The sequence below is a fragment of the Pseudomonas poae RE*1-1-14 genome (assembly GCF_000336465.1).
Classification (GTDB): Bacteria; Pseudomonadota; Gammaproteobacteria; order Pseudomonadales; family Pseudomonadaceae; genus Aquipseudomonas; species Aquipseudomonas poae.
This window is the reverse complement of the sequence record NC_020209.1, coordinates 1,410,802-1,427,522: the sequence shown is the minus strand read 5'-3', so window position 1 is coordinate 1,427,522 and position 16,721 is coordinate 1,410,802. Positions and strand designations below refer to the sequence as shown.

Sequence of the window (16,721 nt, the reverse complement as noted above, 5' to 3'; positions counted from 1 at the left end):
ATAATTATTTAAGGAGTCAAAGGCCACCACTTAATACATGGCAAGTTGATGGCCTTGAGCAACTACGCATAATCATCCGTATATAACGCGCGTTATAACTCATCATTAAGTCATCCAAAGAGCACGGCCAAACCCCAACGCCCTGCGGCCGATTTGGCTACAATCACCCAGGTTTTTTCCAAGGTGTCGTTGCATGGATATTTCGTTATTTCGCGGGCGCTTCACGCACTTGAACAAACGCTTGCGCCAGCAAGCGCAGAATCATCCCGAGACGTGGTCGCAGATGTTGGTGTTGAGCGCAATCGATCACATGGACGGCATGGCCACGCCCTCGAAAATCGCCGAGGCGGAAAATATACGCTCGTCCAACCTGGCGGCCCTGCTGAAGGATCTTGAGGCGCGGGACCTGATCACCCGCACACCCGACACCGAGGACCGCAGACGCAGCTGGATCGGCTTGTCGGCAGCAGGTCGCGAGGTGTTGCAGGCCAGCCGTGCACGCCGGGACGAATGGCTGGCCGAGGCGGTGCAAGCCTGCCTGAGCGTCAGTGAACGCGAGCAGTTGGAGGCCGCCGGGCTGCTGATGGAAAAGCTCAGCCGTTACAGCGGTTCCGCGCAGTCCTGAATCAATCGCTGCGCCAGCATGCTCGCCCCGGTGTCAGTGCGCTCGAACCGCAACGGTGTGGCGGTGATATGCCTGGCCACATGCTCGAACGTTTCCGTGCCCGGCGCATCGGCTTCGGCATGCCGTTGCAGTTGTAGCCAGTGGTATTGCAGGCCGCGCGGGTCATGGGCCGAGCGCACACTCAAGCCTTGCAGACGGCCCCTGCCCTGACGGGTGATTTTCAGCGGCAGCACCGCCTCGGGCGCGCAGCCGGGGAAATTCACGTTCAGGCACACCTCGCGCGGCCATCCCATGGCCATCAGTTGCGCAATCACCTGCGGCCCATGGTGGAGCGCGTTGTCCCACGGCACCGCGCTGCGGTCGGTGAAGCCTTGGCTCAAGGCGATGGACGGAATGCCGAACAACAGAGCCGTCATCGCTGCGCCAACGGTGCCGGAGAATACGGTTTCCGTGCCCAGGTTGGCCCCTCGATTGACGCCTGACAGGATCAGGTCCGGCTTGTCGTGGCTGAGCAGATGCCCCAGCGCCAGCGCAATGCAATCACCCGGCGTGCCGGTGACAGCGAACCGCCGCACGCCGTGGGAGCTCATGCGCAACGGCGCGTGCAGACTCACGGAGTGGGAAGTGCCGCTCTGGTCGAGCAATGGCGCGACCACCCAGACTTCATCCGCCAGTTGCCAGGCGATACGCTCCAGCACCTTGAGGCCGGGGGCATCGATGCCGTCGTCATTGGTGAGAAGAATGCGCTGCAGTCGTTGATGTTCATTCGCCATGCCCGTGCTCCGTCGATGCTGCGCAGGCGCTCGGATGAGCGCCACCGACGGTATATTTACCTATATTTAAATAGTTATCTACACATAGATAGATGTCGCTCGCTACAGCACAAACTCCGCCCTGATCAGCGTGCCGCCCCCATCGCGGTGGCTGGCGGTGATCGACCCGCGATGGGCCTGGCAGATCGCGCGGGCGATGGACAGGCCCAGCCCGCTGCCGCCCGAGTAACGTGCGCGGGAGTGCTCCGCGCGCCAGAATCGATCGAATACGCTGTCCAGGTGCTCGGCTTCGATGCCCGGCCCTCGATCTCCGATCTCGATCACGATGTGCGCCTGGACCTGCCGCGCGGTGATGGTCAACTCGCCGCCACTGGCCGCGTAGCGCAGCAGGTTGTCGATGAGGATATTGAGCACCTGGCCCAGACGGTCGCGATCGGCGTTGATCGACAGCGCCCGGGCAATGTTGACCTGGGTCGCGATGGCGGCCTCGTCCAGTTGCGGCTGGAACCACGCCAGGCGTTCGCTCACCAGCGCCGCCAGCGAGAAATCGCTGCGTTCGAGCACCAACCGGCCGGCCCTGGCCATCGACAACAGGTGCAGGTCATCCACCAGTTTGCGCAATTGATCGAGCTGGCGCTTGACCATGCTCAGTTGCACCGCATCGCTGGGGAACACTTCATCGAGCATGCCCTGGACACGGCCCATGGCGGCGTTCAGCGGGGTGCGCAGTTCGTGGGCGATCACCGCGCTGGACTCGCGCACATCGCGCTCGTAGCGCTGCAACTGGGTGGTCATGCTGTTGAAGTCGCCGATCAGGCGCCGCAGCTCGTCCGGCGTGTGCGGCTGGATCGGCAGGCGCGTCAGAAAATCCCCACCGGCGACCCGTTGCGCCCCCTGGGCAATCGCCGAGAACTGGCTGGACAAGGGCCGCGAAAACCACAGCCCAAAGAAAATGATCACCGGAATGGTCGCCAGCACCAGGCCGGCAAGAATCAACCAGTCGCGATTGGCGATGTCCGGCTGGAAGAACTCCACCGGGTAATATTCAGCCACCAGCTGACGCAAGCGCACCTCGTTGAGTTGCGGCTCGGCGCGCAGTTGCAGCAACTCCTCGCGCGCGTCGGGCGGCAGGTGCTGGATAAAATACCAGTCCGACACCCAGAAGTTGATCCACATGCACAGCGCAATCACCACCACAGCGCCAATCGCCAGCAGGCTCATGCGCATGCCCACCCAGCGCCACAGGGGCTTGTCGTTGACGCGAGAGGTCTGGGTCATGGCGATTACCGGAACCGATAGCCAATGGCGCGCACCGTCACCAGCACGCCGGCGATGCCATGGCTTTCCAGCTTGCGCCGCAGGTTATGCACGTGGGCATCGACCACGCGGGCCAGCGCCTCGCTGTCGGGCAGGCAGATTTCCAGCAGCTCGTCGCGGGTGAAGGCCTTGGATGGGGTCTTGAGCAGGGTCGCCAGCAACTTGAATTCGGTGGGCGTCAGGTCCAGCCACTGTGGCGGCGCATCGCGCTGTTCTATCGCGGCGGTGAAGGCGCCCAGGTCCACCCGCAGGTTCTGATGGCGCAACACCTGCTCCAGCGGCTGGCTGGCGCCGGTACGGCGCAGCACCGCATGCACCCGCGCCACCACCTCGCGCGGGCTGTAGGGCTTGACCACGTAGTCGTCGGCGCCATAGCGCAGGGCGCCGAGTTTTTCCGGTTCGTCGCCCATGGCCGTGACCATGATCACCGGCGTGTCGCTGCTGCGGCGCACGGCGGACAACACGTCGGTGCCGCTCAGGTACGGCAGCATCACGTCGAGCAGTATCAGGTCCGGTTGCCAGCTTTTGTGCAGTTCGAGCGCGCGTCGACCATCCTCGGCCAGGGCCACTTCAAAGCCGTCGCGGCGCAGGTAGGCTTCGAGAATATTGGCGCTGTCGGCGTCGTCTTCGACAATGAGGATACGTTTTCCTGACACAAAGAAGCCTCTTGATGAAACCTTGATAATTCACGAACGGTTTATTGAAAGTCCGCTGTCAGTATCGCCCTACACCGACTTTCGCGAACCGATGCTATGCCGACCACCGCACCGCTGTCCAAGCCTATCAAGCTGCCTGAACGCCTCTGTGCGGTTTTGCTGCTGAGCAGCGTGCTGAGCGGCTGTTCACTGGCGCCCGCGTATCAGACGCCGGCGCTGCCGGTGCCGGGCAGTTGGACACACACACCGGTAGCAGCCTCGGCGCCCACCGCGCAAACCGCCGTGGAGCCGCTGTCCGACGAAGAAACACAGCTGCTGGCCGGACTGGATGCGTCGGCGCAGTTGCCCTATCGGGTTGAGCAAGCGCTGGCCTACAACCGCGACCTGCGCCTGGCGATCTTGCGCGTCGAACAGGCGCGCGCCGAATACGGCATGTCCCGAGCAGCGCGCCTGCCCACCGTCGGCCTGGGGCTGCAACGCAACCGCCAGCACCTGCACGACGAGGCCGCCGACGAGCGCTACGGGCAGGACATCGCGGTGGCGTCCGTGGGCATTTCGGACTTCGAACTAGACTTTTTCGGCCGTGTCCGCAACCTGTCCGACGCGGCCCGGCATGATTACCTGGCCACACGCTACGGCGCCCTGGCCGCGCGCAAGGCCTTGATCGTTGAGGTGGCGCGGTTGTATTTGCAGGAACGTTTGCAGGCCGGCATCCAGCTCGACACCCAGTCCATCCTCGATCACCAGAACCAGCTGCTGCACCTGCTCGACGGGCAGCAACAGGCAGGCTTGGTGGCCCAGGCCACGGTCGACACGCAGCGCCTGCAGGTGCACCGCGCCGTGCTGCAAGCGCAGGATGCGCGCGCCGAGCATGAACGCGCGGTGCAGGCGCTGTCGTGGGTCAGCGGCTATCAGGTTGCACCTTCGACGCAGGCCACCCTCGATCCCTCGGTGGACCTGGGCACCCCGCCGTGGCTGGTCGACTTGCCCTCGCAACGGCTGTTGCAGCGCCTGGATGTGCGCCAATGCGAAGAGGCGCTGCGCGCCGCCAATGCGAACATCGGTGCCGCGCGTGCGGCGTTCTTTCCGTCGATCACCCTGAGCACCGGTGCCGGCATCGCCAGCCCGCACTTGAGCAGCCTGTTCGCCTCCGGCAGTGGCGCCTGGCTGTTCACGCCGCAACTGAATCTGCCGCTGTTCGACGGCGGGCGCAACCAGGCCAACCTTGACTTGGCCCAGGTGCGCCAACAAGCGGCCGTCGCCCAGTACGAAAAAACCGTGCAAGACGCCTTCCGCGACATCGCCGACCTGTTGAGCCAGCGTCGACAAGCGCTGGCCGATGCCGCCACGCAGGTCGAGCTGGCGGCCCTGACGGCAGCGCAGGCAAGGCGTGTCGAGCAGCAGATTGCCGTCGGCGCGGCCGCGCAGATGGAGCAGCCGGTCGCCGCGATTCGCCTAGCCGAGTCCACGCTCCAGCTGCGCAGCGCCGCCTACTCCGTGTCGTTCAACCGCCTGGCGCTGTATCGCGCGCTGTCGGGCGCACCGTTGGCCTCCTCCGCAAACAGGGTTTCCCCATGAACGTGATCACCTCCCCGCTTCGCCTCTGGGGCCATTACCTGTTGCTGGGCCTGACCTGCCTGGCAATGGCGGCCTGTTCACGGGAAGAACCGCTGCCGGAGCCAGCCTTGAGGTCGGTGAAAGTCGCTCGCGTGCAGGCAGCAGACGCCGACGGCCTGCCGCTGACCGGCGTGGTGCGCCAGCGCCAGCGCGCCGAGCTGGCCTTCGAAAGCGCGGGACGCCTGGTGGCGTTGAATGCCGACGTGGGCGATGCCGTGAAACAGGGCCAGGTCCTGGCGAGCCTGGACAGCACGGTGGTGCAACTGCGCCTGAAACAGGCCCAGGCCACCCTGTTCGCCAGCGTCGCGCAGACCGGCGAACGCAAGCGCAACCGGCTGCGCCAGCAACAGCTGTTTGCCCAGGGCAGCGTCGCGGCCAGCGCCGTGGAGCAAGCCAAAACGGCCTGGCAAGCGGCCGTCGCGCAACAGGCGGCGGATGAAACGGCGCTGGATCTGCTGCGCCGCGATCAGCGCCAGGGCCAGCTCATTGCGCCGTTCAACGGTCGCATCGTGGCGCGCACGGCGCAGTTGTACAGCGAGCTGTCGCCGGGCCAGGTGGTGATGGAGCTGGAGGCCACCGATGCCGCGCAGGTCATCGTACCCATCCCGGTGGAACAGGCCATCGGCCTCAAACCGGGAGACCGCGCCGTCGCCACCGACCCGAGTGCGCCCGGCTCCAGCCTGCCGCTGGTGCTGGAGGGCCTGTCGATGCGCGCGCAGAACGGTGTGGTGCAAAGCGCACGCTTTCGCCTGCTCGCCAGCGACCTCGCGCTGCCCAGCGGCGTGAACCTCACGGTGAAGTTGGTCAGCGGCGCCCCGCAGCCGCTGAGCATTGCGACCCAGGCGCTGCGCATCGGCGCCGACCCCGGGCGGGTGCAGGTATTCGTGTATGACGCAGCCCACGGCAAGGTCGCGCTGCGCGACATCCGCATCGGCCTGATCGACCAGGGTCGCGTTGCCATCGACGCGGGCCTTGCGGAAGGCGAACAGGTGGTGACCACCGGCGTTGCATTTCTCGATGACGGCCAGCCCGTCAACCTGCTGCAATCTTCCAGCCGCTTGAGCGTCACCCAATGAGCAACCTGACCCTGCATGCCTTGAATGGCAGCCGCCTGACGTTATTCAGCGCCCTGCTGATTCTGCTGGCGGGGGTGGCCACTTTCCTCGGTTTCCCCACCCAGGAGGAACCGTCGGTGACCATCCGCGATGCGCTGGTGAGCATCCAGTTTCCCGGGCTGCCCAGCGAGCGCGTGGAAGAACTGCTGGCGCGGCCCACCGAAGAAAAACTGCGTGAATTGCCGCAGATCAAAACCATCGTCACCACGATCCACCCCGGCAGCGTGGTCATCCAGGTGACCGCCCGCGACGACATCAAGGACCTCGGCGTGCTGTGGCAGCAGGTGCGCAACAAGGCGAGCGAGGCCGGCGCGGGTTTTCCGCCCGGCACCCAGGGCCCCTTTGTGGATGACAATTTCGGCCGCGTCGCCGTGGCCTCCATTGCCGTCACCGCGCCCGGCTACAGCATGAGCGAGATGCGCGGGCCGCTCAAACGCCTGCGCGACCAATTGGGCGGCTTGCCCGGCATCGGCCAGGTGACATTGCACGGCGTGCAAGAGCAGCAACTGTCCATCGACTTCAACCCGCAGCGCCTTGCGGGGTTGGGCCTGTCGCCGCAGCAGCTGTTCCAGCAGTTGCAGCAACAGAACGTGCTGGCGCCCGGCGGCGTCGCCGAGATCGGCGGGCAGAGCACCACCCTCACGGTCACTGGCGAACTGCTCGGCGTGGAGCAACTGCGCCAGTTGCCGATCCAGTTGCCGGGCGCCGCCGGCAGTACGCGGTCGGTCGCGCTGGGCACCATCGCCCAGGTGTCGGTGATGGCCGTCGACCCGCCGCAGACTGCCGCGATCTATCAGGGCCAGGACGCGGTGGTGCTGGCGGTGTCCATGGCTGCCGGGCAGAACATCCAGCAGTTCGGCGCCGCGCTGCGCAGTCGCCTGGCCCAACTGGAACAGCAATTGCCGCTGGGGTTCGCCACCCACGTGGTGACGTTCCAGGCGGATGTGGTCGCTCAGCAGATGAGCAAGATGAAACACGTGATGATCGAGACAGTGGTCATCGTAATGGCGGTGGTGATGCTGTTTCTCGGCTGGCGCACCGGGCTGGTGGTGGGCGCCATTGTGCCGTTGACCATTCTCGGCACCTTGATTGCCATGCGCCTGCTCGGGGTCGAACTGCAGACGGTGTCGATGGCGGCCATCATCCTCGCCCTCGGTTTGCTGGTGGACAACGGCATCGTGATCGCCGAGGACATCGAACGCCGCCTGCATGCCGGCGAGGCGCGGCGTCAGACCTGCGTGGAGGCCGGGCGCACCCTGACGATTCCGTTGCTGACGTCCTCGCTGGTGATCGTGCTGGCGTTCTCGCCGTTCTTTCTGGGCCAGACCAGCACCAACGAATACCTGCGCTCGCTGGCCATCGTGCTGGCGCTGACGCTGCTCGGCTCGTGGCTGCTGAGCATCACGGTAACGCCGCTGCTGTGCCTGTATTTCAGCAGGGCCGCGCACGACGAGGCCGCGGACGCGGCTTACGACAGCGGCTTTTACCGTGGCTATCGCGCCGTGATCAGCCGGGTGTTGCGGCACAAGCTGCTGTTCCTGATGGCAATGCTGGTGCTGCTGGCCGCCGCTGTGTTCGAGCTGATGCGCGTGCCCTATGACTTTTTGCCGCCGTCGGACCGCTTGCAGTTTCAGGTGCCGATCACCCTGGAGCCGGGCAGCGGTTCGCGCAACACCTTGCAAAGCGTGCGCGAGATCAGCCTGTGGCTGAGCAAGGAGCCGGCGGTGGTCGACAGCATCGGCTACGTCGGCGACGGCGGGCCGCGCATCGTGCTGGGCCTCAACCCACCGCTGCCAGCGCCGGAAACCGCGTACTTCACCGTCAGCGTCAAGGCCGGCAGCGACATCGACGCGGTGATCGCCAACGTGCGCCGCTACCTGCTCAAGCAACACCCGGAGCTGCGCGCCGAGCCCAAGCGATTCTCCCTGGGCACCACCGAGGCTGGCGTGGCGATCTATCGCATCATCGGCCCGGATGAAAACGTATTGCGTACCCTCGCCGCGCAGATCGAAGCCGCCCTGCGGCAGGTGCCGGGCACCCTGGACGTGCGCAACGACTGGAGCACGCGGCTCACACGCTACACCGTCGAGGTCGATCAGCCCGGCGCGCGTCGTGCTGGCGTGGACACCCAGGCCATCGCCCAGGCCCTGCAGCTGCACTTTGGCGGCCTCCAGGTTTCGTCCCTGCAGGACGGTGAAACCCGCGTGCCGCTGGTGGTGCGCGAGCCGGCGCCGGTGGGCGGGGCCGCGCCCGACCTGCGCGGCATTCTGGTGTATCCGGCCGATGGCTCGACGCCCGTGCCGTTGACGGCGATTGCACAGATTCGTGCGTCCAGCGAGCCGTCTACCCTGGTGCGTCGCAATCAGGAGCGGGCAATCACCGTGGTCGGGCAGAACCCTGGCTTGACGGCCACCTCCCTCGTCGAACGGCTTGCGCCGCAAGTGGCCGCCCTGCGCCTGCCGCCCGGCTACCGGATTGAGCTGGGCGGTGAGATTGAAGATTCGGCGGAGGCCAACCAGGCGCTCCTGCAATACCTGCCCCATGCGCTGGTGGCCATGCTGTTGCTGTTTGTCTGGCAATTCAATTCGCTGCGCAAAGTGCTGATCGTGGTGTCGGCGATCCCCTTCGTGCTGATCGGCATGGCGGTCGCGTTGCTGATTACCGGCTACCCGTTCGGCTTCATGGCCACCTTCGGTCTGCTGTCACTGGCGGGGATTATCGTGAACAACGCGGTGCTGCTGCTCGAACGCATCGAAGCGGAACTGCATGACGGCCTGGCGGTGCACGACGCGGTGGTGAATGCCGCCGTCAAACGCCTGCGCCCCATCGTCATGACCAAACTGACCTGCATCATCGGGCTCGTCCCGCTGATGCTGTTTGCCGGGCCGCTATGGGAAGGCATGGCAATCACCCTGATGGGCGGCCTGGCGCTCGGCACCCTGGTCACGCTGGGACTGATCCCGGTGCTTTACGTAGCGCTGTTCACACAGCGCAGCATTCCAACCACGGAGACGACAACACGATGAACGTTCTGCTCAAGGCAACGCGCGGTATCCAGCAATTATCCAAAGGGGCCGTGCTGCTCGGCGCGCTGTCGGTGAGTCTCGGCGCCCCCGCCTCCACCCTCCACACCGGCGCGTTCGTGCATCCAGGCCTGCTGCAAACCCAGCAGGACTTCATGCGCATCCGCGAAAAAATCGTCAACCGTAACCATCCCTGGCTGGAGGGCTGGCAGAAGTTGATCGACAACAAGCATGCCTCACTGACCTGGCAAGCCAACCCGGTGCCGGTGGTTTATCGCACGGCGAACGGCCCGAACAACTACAACAAACTGTTCAACGATGCCGCCGCGGCCTATGCCCTGGCCCTGCGCTGGCAGATCTCGGGTGATACGGCCTATGCCGCCAAGGCCGTGAGTATCCTCGACCAGTGGGCGTCCACCCTCACCGGCATCGAGGGCGAAAACGGCAGGTCCCTGGCGGCAGGCTTGTACGGTTACCAGTTGGCCAATGCGGGGGAAATCCTGCGCGGCTACCCGAAGTGGAAGGCTGAAGACTTTCATCGGTTCCAACACATGATGCTCACGGTGTTCTACCCCATCAACCATGACTTCCTGGTGCACCAGGACGGCATGCTGCCGGATCACCACTGGGCCAACTGGGACCTGGCCAACATGAACTCGATCCTGGCCATCGGCGTGCTGACCGACCGGCGCGATCTCTATAACGAAGCCGTCGACTACTTCAAGCACGGGGCCGGCAACGGCGCCATCGAACACGCGGTGTGGAAGCTCTACCCCGAGGGCCTGGGCCAGGTCCAGGAAAGCGGCCGCGACCAGGCCCACACCATGCTCGACATCGCCCTGCTCGGCAGCTTCTGCCAGATGGCCTGGAGCCAGGGCGACGACCTGTTCGGCTACCAGAACAACCGCGTGCTGCAAGGCGCCGAGTATGTGGCCAAGTACAACCTGAACCATGAGGTGCCGTTCACCACGTTTACCAACAGCGCGTTCAAGCAGAAGGTGATCTCGCCCGACAAGCGTGGCGAAGTCCGTCCGATCTGGGAATTGCTCTACAACCACTACGTGGTGCTCAAGGGCCTGAATGCCCCCTATGTGAAAGCGTTCGTGCAAAAGGTCCAGCCCGAGGGCGGTGGCGGCGATTATGGCCCCAACAGCGGCGGGTACGATCAGTTGGGGTATGGGACCCTGCTGTATTCGCTGGGGGAGTATGGTTTGAGCAAGGCTGAACTGGTGCCGTGAGGCGGGCGTTGTGGCAATCGGGCTGTTGTAGGGAGCAGGCTTTTTGTGGCGAGCGGGCTTGGTGTGGCGAGCGGGCTTGCCCCGCGTTGGGGTGCGAAGCGCCCCCAGTCAAGGAACATGCGGTGTACCTGACACCGCGCGGAGTGCGGTTTTGGGGCTGCTGCGCAGCCCAACGCAGGACAAGCCTGCTCGCCACAGGGAATCTGCGCTTAACTGAACGGCATTGGGCAAGCCTGCTCGCCACGACAAGTCTGTTCAGCACAAAAAACCCGCTCGCCACAGCGCCAGTTTGCCCGCAACTGAACAACAGCTGAAGAACATCGCAATCGGTTTCAAACCATTTGATAAATCCCCCCGGGTATTTGGATGATGGCCGGCCTGCGGTAGGCCACTCAGGAACATGCCGATGATGCGTCGAAATTCGTTTGTGCTCTGCCTGTGTTTGCTGGCGGTGCCGCTGTGCCACGCCGCTGCGACGCCTCAGGGTTTTGCCCAAGGAGTCAGCGGCGGCGGACAGGCTGTCGCCGTGCACCCCGCCACCCCGGCCGAGTTGAAAAACGCTCTGTGTGACCGCTTCGATGCGCGAGGCAACTGCACCGACACCACGCCGCGCGTGATCGCCCTTGACCATACTTTCGATTTTCGCGGCTCAGTGGTCACCGATGGCAGCGCCCGGGTAACCGAGGCCGGCTGCATGGCCAACGCCTGCCCCAAAGGCGGCGGCCAGTGGGCCATCGACGGCGCCAACCATTTTTGCCAGTCCAAACCGCCGGCCACGGTGAGCTATGACAAGGCCGGCCTGCAGCGTCTGAAGGTCGGCTCGAACAAAACGCTGCTGGGCGTGGGCGCCCATGCCGGGATCCAGGGCATGGGCTTGTTGATTGGCGGCGGCGCGCACAATGTCATCGTGCGTAACCTGACGCTTTCGGACATCAACCCGCGAGTGGTCTGGGGCGGTGATGCGCTGACGCTGGACGATGCCGATGGCGTGTGGATCGACCACGACACCTTCGCGCGGATCGGCCGGCAGATGATCGTGAGCGGCTGGGGCAGCGCCACCCATGTGACGATTTCCAACAACGAATTCGACGGCCGCACGCCCTATTCGGCGACCTGTGACGGTCACCACTACTGGGTCTGGCTGTTTCTCGGTCACCACGACACCCTGACGCTGGCGGGCAACTACGTGCACGACACCTCGGGGCGTGCGCCTCATGCCGGCGGCATGGGCGGTGCCGAGGTGCGTGCGCAGCTGGTCAACAATGTGTTCGCCCACCTGACGTATCAGGGCGCGATCATGTCGCGCACCACCAGCGCCCATCTGCTGGTGGAAGGCAATGTCTTCGATGACGTGTCCCACCCGCTGTTCAACGACACCCGCCAGCCCGGCACCGCCTTCGCCCTCTTCGCCCCCGCCGCCGATAACACTTGCCAGGCCGCCATCGGCCGGCCCTGTGTGCCGAACCAGCAGTGCCAGAGTGGCGATGATTATCGCCCTCAGGACGCGGCGGCCCTGCAAGCGTTCAGTCAATACCGCCAGTACCTTGTGGCGCCGCAGCCGCCCGACAGGGTACGCCTGCAGGTGCCCCGCGATGCCGGCGCCGGCCATATGACTCTGGAGAAAAGCTGATGCGACGTCTCATGCTGATCGTGCTGTGCACCCTGGCGATTCAGGCTCACGCCGCCGGTTTCGGCTTTACCCGCAGTGACGCGCGCATCGTGGTCGACACCGACGCCAACCTGGTTTTCAGCGTGGACACGCGCAACGGCGACCTGGTCTCGATGCGCTATCGCGGCAACGAACTGCAGACCACCGAACCCAAGGCCTCGCAGATTGCTTCTGGACTCGGCAGCGCACAGGTGGAGGCGCACACCGTGGGCGATGTGATTGTGATCAGCGCGCGGGCGGGTGAGCTGATCCACTACTACCTGGCCAAAAAAGGACGCGCGGCGATCTACATGGCGACCTATGCGCCGGCCTTGCTGCCGGTGGGCGAGCTGCGCTTTGTGGCGCGGCTGAATGTCAACAAGCTGCCCAAGGCCGAGCGTGGCACCGATTCCAATGTCGGCACGGCCATCGAAGGCAAGGATGTGTTTTTGCTCGCCGATGGGCGCACCAGTTCCAAGTTCTATTCGGCGCAAGCGATGATCGATGACCCGCTGCACGGCGTCAAAGGCCCGGGGGTGGCGGTGTACATGATGATGGGCAACCGCGAGCTGAGCGCGGGCGGCCCGTTCTTCAAGGACATCGCCACGCAGAAAACCCCGATCACCCACGAGCTGTACAACTACATGTTCTCCAACCATACCCAGACCGAGCCTTATCGCGGCGGCCTGCACGGTGTCTACGGGCTGCTGTTCACCGACGGTGACGCGCCCGACGCGGCATTGACCGACCTGGGGTTCGTCGACAACCGTCTGGGGCTGGCCGGCTTTGTGGGTAGCACAGAACGCGGCGCCGTTGTCGGCCAGGTGGGCGGCGTGGCCTATGGACTGCCAGCGGTGGTGGGCTTGAGCAATGCCAACGCCCAATACTGGGCGCGGGCCGACGGCAGCGGGCGGTTTGCGTTGACGGGGGTTCGGCCGGGGCATTACCGCCTGACGCTTTATCAGGGTGAGCTTGAGGTGGCGCAGAGCACGGTGGATATCAACGCGGGCGCAACCACGCGCGCGCGCGTGCAGGCTCATGCTCTGGCCGGCCAGGTGAAATGGCAGATCGGCACACCCGATGGCACACCTGCCGGGTTTCTCAATGCCCATCTGCTGGCCTCTGCGCACCCCAGCGATACACGCATGACGCCATGGGCGCCCGTCACCTACAGCGTCGGCACCAGCAGGCCCGACGCCTTCCCCGCCACGCAGTGGCGCGACGTCAACAGCCCCACGCGCATCCAGTTCGTACTGGCCGCCAACGAGCTGCGCGCCTACCGCCTGCGCCTGTTCATCTCACTGGCCCAAGCTGGCGGGCGTCCCACGGTGAGCGTCAACCAGCAGTGGACAGCGCCTGTGCCCCAGGCATCCAGCCAGCCTGACAGCCGTGGCATTACCCGTGGGACTTATCGGGGCAACAACACGGTGTTCGACGTCAGTGTTCCGGCGGCGGCGTTGCATGCGGGGCTCAATACACTGGAGATTGGCGTTGCATCAGGCAAAACCGGCCAGGGTTTTCTGAGCCCGGGCTTTGTGTTTGACAGCGTGCAATGGGTGCAGGAATGACGCCGGGGAATACCGAAACAATTGGACATCTAATTATTATTGACTAATTAAAAATATAAACTAACGAAACTATAATTGCGTGAGTACGTAAAGTTTCGAACAACCGTGTCGATATTAATTCCACGGGTGCAAGCGCCCACACCTGAGGAATTAACATGTTTTTACGTAAACTAAATCTCGCGCCGCGTTCGGCTGTTTGTTTCGGTTTTTTCTGCTTGATCATTATTGCGATGGGAGTACTCGCTCTCAGGCAGGCCGGGCTGCTTAAAACAGCAGAGAAGTATGTCGAAACCAACGTATTGCCCAGCGTACAACTATTGGGCCAACTGGATCGCGAGTTTGTCACCATCCGGGGCAACAACGCCAGGGTTCGCAATCCGATCGAGCCTCAGGAGCGGCGTACCAAGGCCATCAGCGATATCCAGCAATCGCGGCAGTTGATCGATCAATATTCACAATCCCTGAAAAACTTTATTGTCACGCCTCGAGGTCAGGAAGCGTTTGCAAGGTTGCGCGAGTTTCAAGTTGATTACTTTAAAACCCAGGACAATTACCTCTCTTTAGTTAGCGCACAACAATTGGAAGGTGCAGTCGCCATCTCCAACGGGCCCATGAAAGAAGCGGCAGACAAAGTCGAAACCGCGCTGAAAAACCTTATCAGCATTAACCAGGACAAGGCGAAAAAAGCCGGACAAGACGCCGATGACGTTTATCAGCAAACACTGCTGATCGTCGGCGTGTTCATGCTCCTGTCGGTAACCGCGTCATTACTGTTGGCCTGGCTTTATACCCGCAGCCTCACAGCGCCGATCAATCAATCCCTGCTGATGGCCCAACGCATCGCCGCCAATGACTTAAGCCAGCGCATTGATGTGGAGGGCTCCGACGAAGCGGCGCAGCTGTCAAAAGCCATTGCCACCATGCAGTCCAATCTGCGTGATGCCCTGGCGCTGATCGGCGACTCCTCCACGCAACTGGCGGCCACTTCCGAAGAAATGCATGCCGTGACCGAGGGCGCTTCGCGCACGATCCAGCGGCAGAACCATGAAATCGAAATGGCGGCCACCGCGGTGACCGAAATGACCGCCGCCGTGGAAGAAGTCGCCGGCAACGCGGCCACCACCTCCGAGCTGACCGCGCACTCCAGCTCGGCCGCCATCGCCGGGCGTAATCAGGTAAACGACACCGTCGCTGCCATTAATCTGATGGTCGCCAACGTGCAGTCCACCTCCGGTGAAGTGCAAGCGCTGGCAACCATGGCCAATGACATCAGCAAGGTGCTGGACGTGATCCGGGCGATTGCCGAGCAAACCAACTTGCTGGCCTTGAACGCCGCCATTGAAGCCGCGCGCGCCGGTGAAGCCGGTCGTGGCTTCGCGGTGGTGGCCGATGAAGTCAGGGCGCTGGCCCATCGCACGCAGAAATCCACCCAGGAAATCGAGCAGATGGTCAGCTCGATCCAAGCGGGCACGGGCAATGCGGTGTCGTCGATGAACCAGACCAGCGCTCAGGCCAGTCAAACCCTGGAAATGGCCAACGGTGCCGGTAAAGTGCTGGGCGACATCACCGACTCGCTGAGCCAGATCAACGAGCGCAACATGATGATCGCCACCGCCGCCGAGGAACAGGCCCAGGTCGCGCGGGAAGTGGATCGCAACCTGGTGAGTATCCGCGACCTGTCCAGCGAAGCTTCCGAAGGTTCGAACCAGACGGCGATTGCCACGGCCGAGCTGACCAAGCTGGCGACCGACCTCAATCAGTTGACCCGCCAGTTCAAGCTTTAGGCCGGGCCGCCAGCCGGTTGCAGCCGTACAACAGCATGCCCAACAGCAGCAGCGCCCCGCCCCGCAACCAGGTGTCGAGGCTCTGCTGGCTGAGCAGAAGCAGGCACGACACGATCGCCAACACCGGCACCCAGGTGGGCACGCGGAAGTGGTCGACGTCGAGGGTGTCACGGCGCAGCACCAGCACCGCCAGATTAGTGCTCAGAAACACAAAGAGCAGCAACAGCACCACCGTCTGCGCCAGCGCCGCCAGGGTGCCGGTCAACGTCAGTGCGATAGCCACCAGGCTGCTGGCGATGATTGCCACCCACGGCGTACGCCGCTTGGGCAGCACCCGCGACAGCGGTTCGGGCAGCAGGCCCAGGCGCGCCATGCCGTAGGTCAGGCGGCTGGCCATGATCATGGTCAACAGCGCGCCGTTGGCCACCGCCACCAGGGCAATGAACGCAAACAGTTTGGGCGGGATGTTCAAGCCTGACGCGCGCACCACTTCCAGCAACGGCGCCGAGGTTGCCATCAGCCTGTCCATCGGCAGCACGGTGGACGCGGCGACACCTACCGCCATGTAAACGATGCCGGCCGTCATCAGCGCGCCGAACAGCGCACGCGGATAGACCTTGCGCACGTCACGGATTTCTTCGGCGAGGTTGGCCGATGTCTCAAAGCCAACGAACGAGTAGAACGCCAGCAGCGCCGCGCCAAGCACGGCAAGCATCGGGTTGATGCCGGGCTTGAACTCGAAGGCGCGGCCCAGGTTGGCTTCGCCCGACTGGAAACACCAGGCGGCCGCGACCACCACCAGCAATAGCCCGGACAGTTCAATCGCCGTCATGAGCATGTTGGCGCCCAGCGACTCCTTGATGCCGCGCGCATTGAGCAACGCAATCACCAGCAGAAAAATCAACGCAGCCAGATGCGGCGAGATATTGATGAACGCTGCCAGGTAGTCGCCGGCAAACGCCAGCGAAAGCCCGGCGGCGCTGGTCACCGCTGCGGCGAGCATGCTGAAGCCCACCAGAAAGGAAATCAGCGGCGACTTGAAGGCCTTCTCGGCGAACACCGACGCGGCGCCCGCGTGCGGGTACTTGGTCACCAGTTCCGCGTAGGAGCCGGCCGTGAGCATGGCAAAAAACAGCGCCACCAGCAGCGGCACCCAGATCGCCCCGCCCACCTCCCCCGCAATGGTGCCGGCCAGCGCATAGACACCGGCGCCGAGCACGTCACCCAGGATGAACAGAAACAGCATCGGACCGGTAATGGCCCGGCGCAGGGACGGTTTGGAGCGACTGGGGGATTGGGTCATGGGCGGCTCTGGCGGCGGGTTGTGAAGTATTCCCTGTGGAGGACGGTTGCACCG

General features: G+C 63.9%; 12 protein-coding genes. 8 read left to right on the top strand and 4 right to left on the bottom strand.

All coding sequences use genetic code 11. The features are described from left to right. Positions 1 to 193 precede the first annotated feature (193 nt). Positions 194 to 625 (top strand): MarR family winged helix-turn-helix transcriptional regulator, encoded by a 432-nt coding sequence (locus H045_RS06565; RefSeq protein ID WP_015371794.1) that lies wholly within the window; start codon positions 194 to 196, stop codon positions 623 to 625. Here H045_RS06565 and surE read toward each other — a convergent pair. From surE to H045_RS06550, 3 genes are all read right to left on the bottom strand, one after another. After that, a complete protein-coding gene (surE, locus tag H045_RS06560) occupies positions 601 to 1,398 on the bottom strand; it encodes a 5'/3'-nucleotidase SurE (RefSeq protein ID WP_003235683.1) in 798 nt (265 codons plus the stop codon). The genes H045_RS06565 and surE overlap by 25 nt on opposite strands. Before the next feature lie 102 nt (positions 1,399 to 1,500). Continuing rightward, positions 1,501 to 2,676 carry a sensor histidine kinase gene (locus H045_RS06555; protein ID WP_015371793.1) on the bottom strand — a complete coding sequence of 392 codons (1,176 nt, stop codon included), beginning with the start codon at positions 2,674 to 2,676 and terminating at the stop codon, positions 1,501 to 1,503. Between the two features lie 5 nt (positions 2,677 to 2,681). Next, the gene (locus H045_RS06550) at positions 2,682 to 3,371 is read right to left on the bottom strand and encodes a response regulator (protein WP_003235686.1); all 690 of its coding nucleotides are present in this window, start codon (positions 3,369 to 3,371) and stop codon (positions 2,682 to 2,684) included. A gap of 96 nt (positions 3,372 to 3,467) precedes the next feature. Here H045_RS06550 and H045_RS06545 point away from each other — a divergent pair, with 96 nt between their 5' ends. The 7 genes from H045_RS06545 (at position 3,468) to H045_RS06515 (ending at position 15,364) form a co-directional block, all read left to right on the top strand. Then, positions 3,468 to 4,949 carry an efflux transporter outer membrane subunit gene (locus H045_RS06545; protein WP_015371792.1) on the top strand — a complete coding sequence of 494 codons (1,482 nt, stop codon included), beginning with the start codon at positions 3,468 to 3,470 and terminating at the stop codon, positions 4,947 to 4,949. Then, entirely contained in the window at positions 4,946 to 6,064 is a 1,119-nt protein-coding gene (locus tag H045_RS06540) for an efflux RND transporter periplasmic adaptor subunit (RefSeq protein WP_015371791.1), read from the top strand. Before H045_RS06545 ends, H045_RS06540 begins: the two co-directional genes overlap by 4 nt. After that, entirely contained in the window at positions 6,061 to 9,129 is a 3,069-nt protein-coding gene (locus H045_RS06535; protein ID WP_015371790.1) for an efflux RND transporter permease subunit, read from the top strand. Before H045_RS06540 ends, H045_RS06535 begins: the two co-directional genes overlap by 4 nt. After that, entirely contained in the window at positions 9,126 to 10,364 is a 1,239-nt protein-coding gene (locus H045_RS06530; RefSeq protein ID WP_015371789.1) for an alginate lyase family protein, read from the top strand. The genes H045_RS06535 and H045_RS06530 overlap by 4 nt, the downstream gene beginning before the upstream one ends. 406 nt (positions 10,365 to 10,770) lie before the next feature. Beyond that, positions 10,771 to 11,994 carry a pectate lyase family protein gene (locus H045_RS06525; protein ID WP_003235697.1) on the top strand — a complete coding sequence of 408 codons (1,224 nt, stop codon included), beginning with the start codon at positions 10,771 to 10,773 and terminating at the stop codon, positions 11,992 to 11,994. Next, positions 11,994 to 13,580 (top strand): rhamnogalacturonan lyase B N-terminal domain-containing protein, encoded by a 1,587-nt coding sequence (locus H045_RS06520; protein ID WP_015371788.1) that lies wholly within the window; start codon positions 11,994 to 11,996, stop codon positions 13,578 to 13,580. Before H045_RS06525 ends, H045_RS06520 begins: the two co-directional genes overlap by 1 nt. Positions 13,581 to 13,810: 230 nt before the next feature. After that, entirely contained in the window at positions 13,811 to 15,364 is a 1,554-nt protein-coding gene (locus tag H045_RS06515; RefSeq protein WP_422394199.1) for a methyl-accepting chemotaxis protein, read from the top strand. Here H045_RS06515 and H045_RS06510 read toward each other — a convergent pair. After that, complete coding sequence (locus H045_RS06510; RefSeq protein ID WP_015371786.1) at positions 15,354 to 16,667, bottom strand: APC family permease; 1,314 nt, start codon at positions 16,665 to 16,667, stop codon at positions 15,354 to 15,356. The genes H045_RS06515 and H045_RS06510 overlap by 11 nt on opposite strands. Positions 16,668 to 16,721 lie beyond the last annotated feature (54 nt).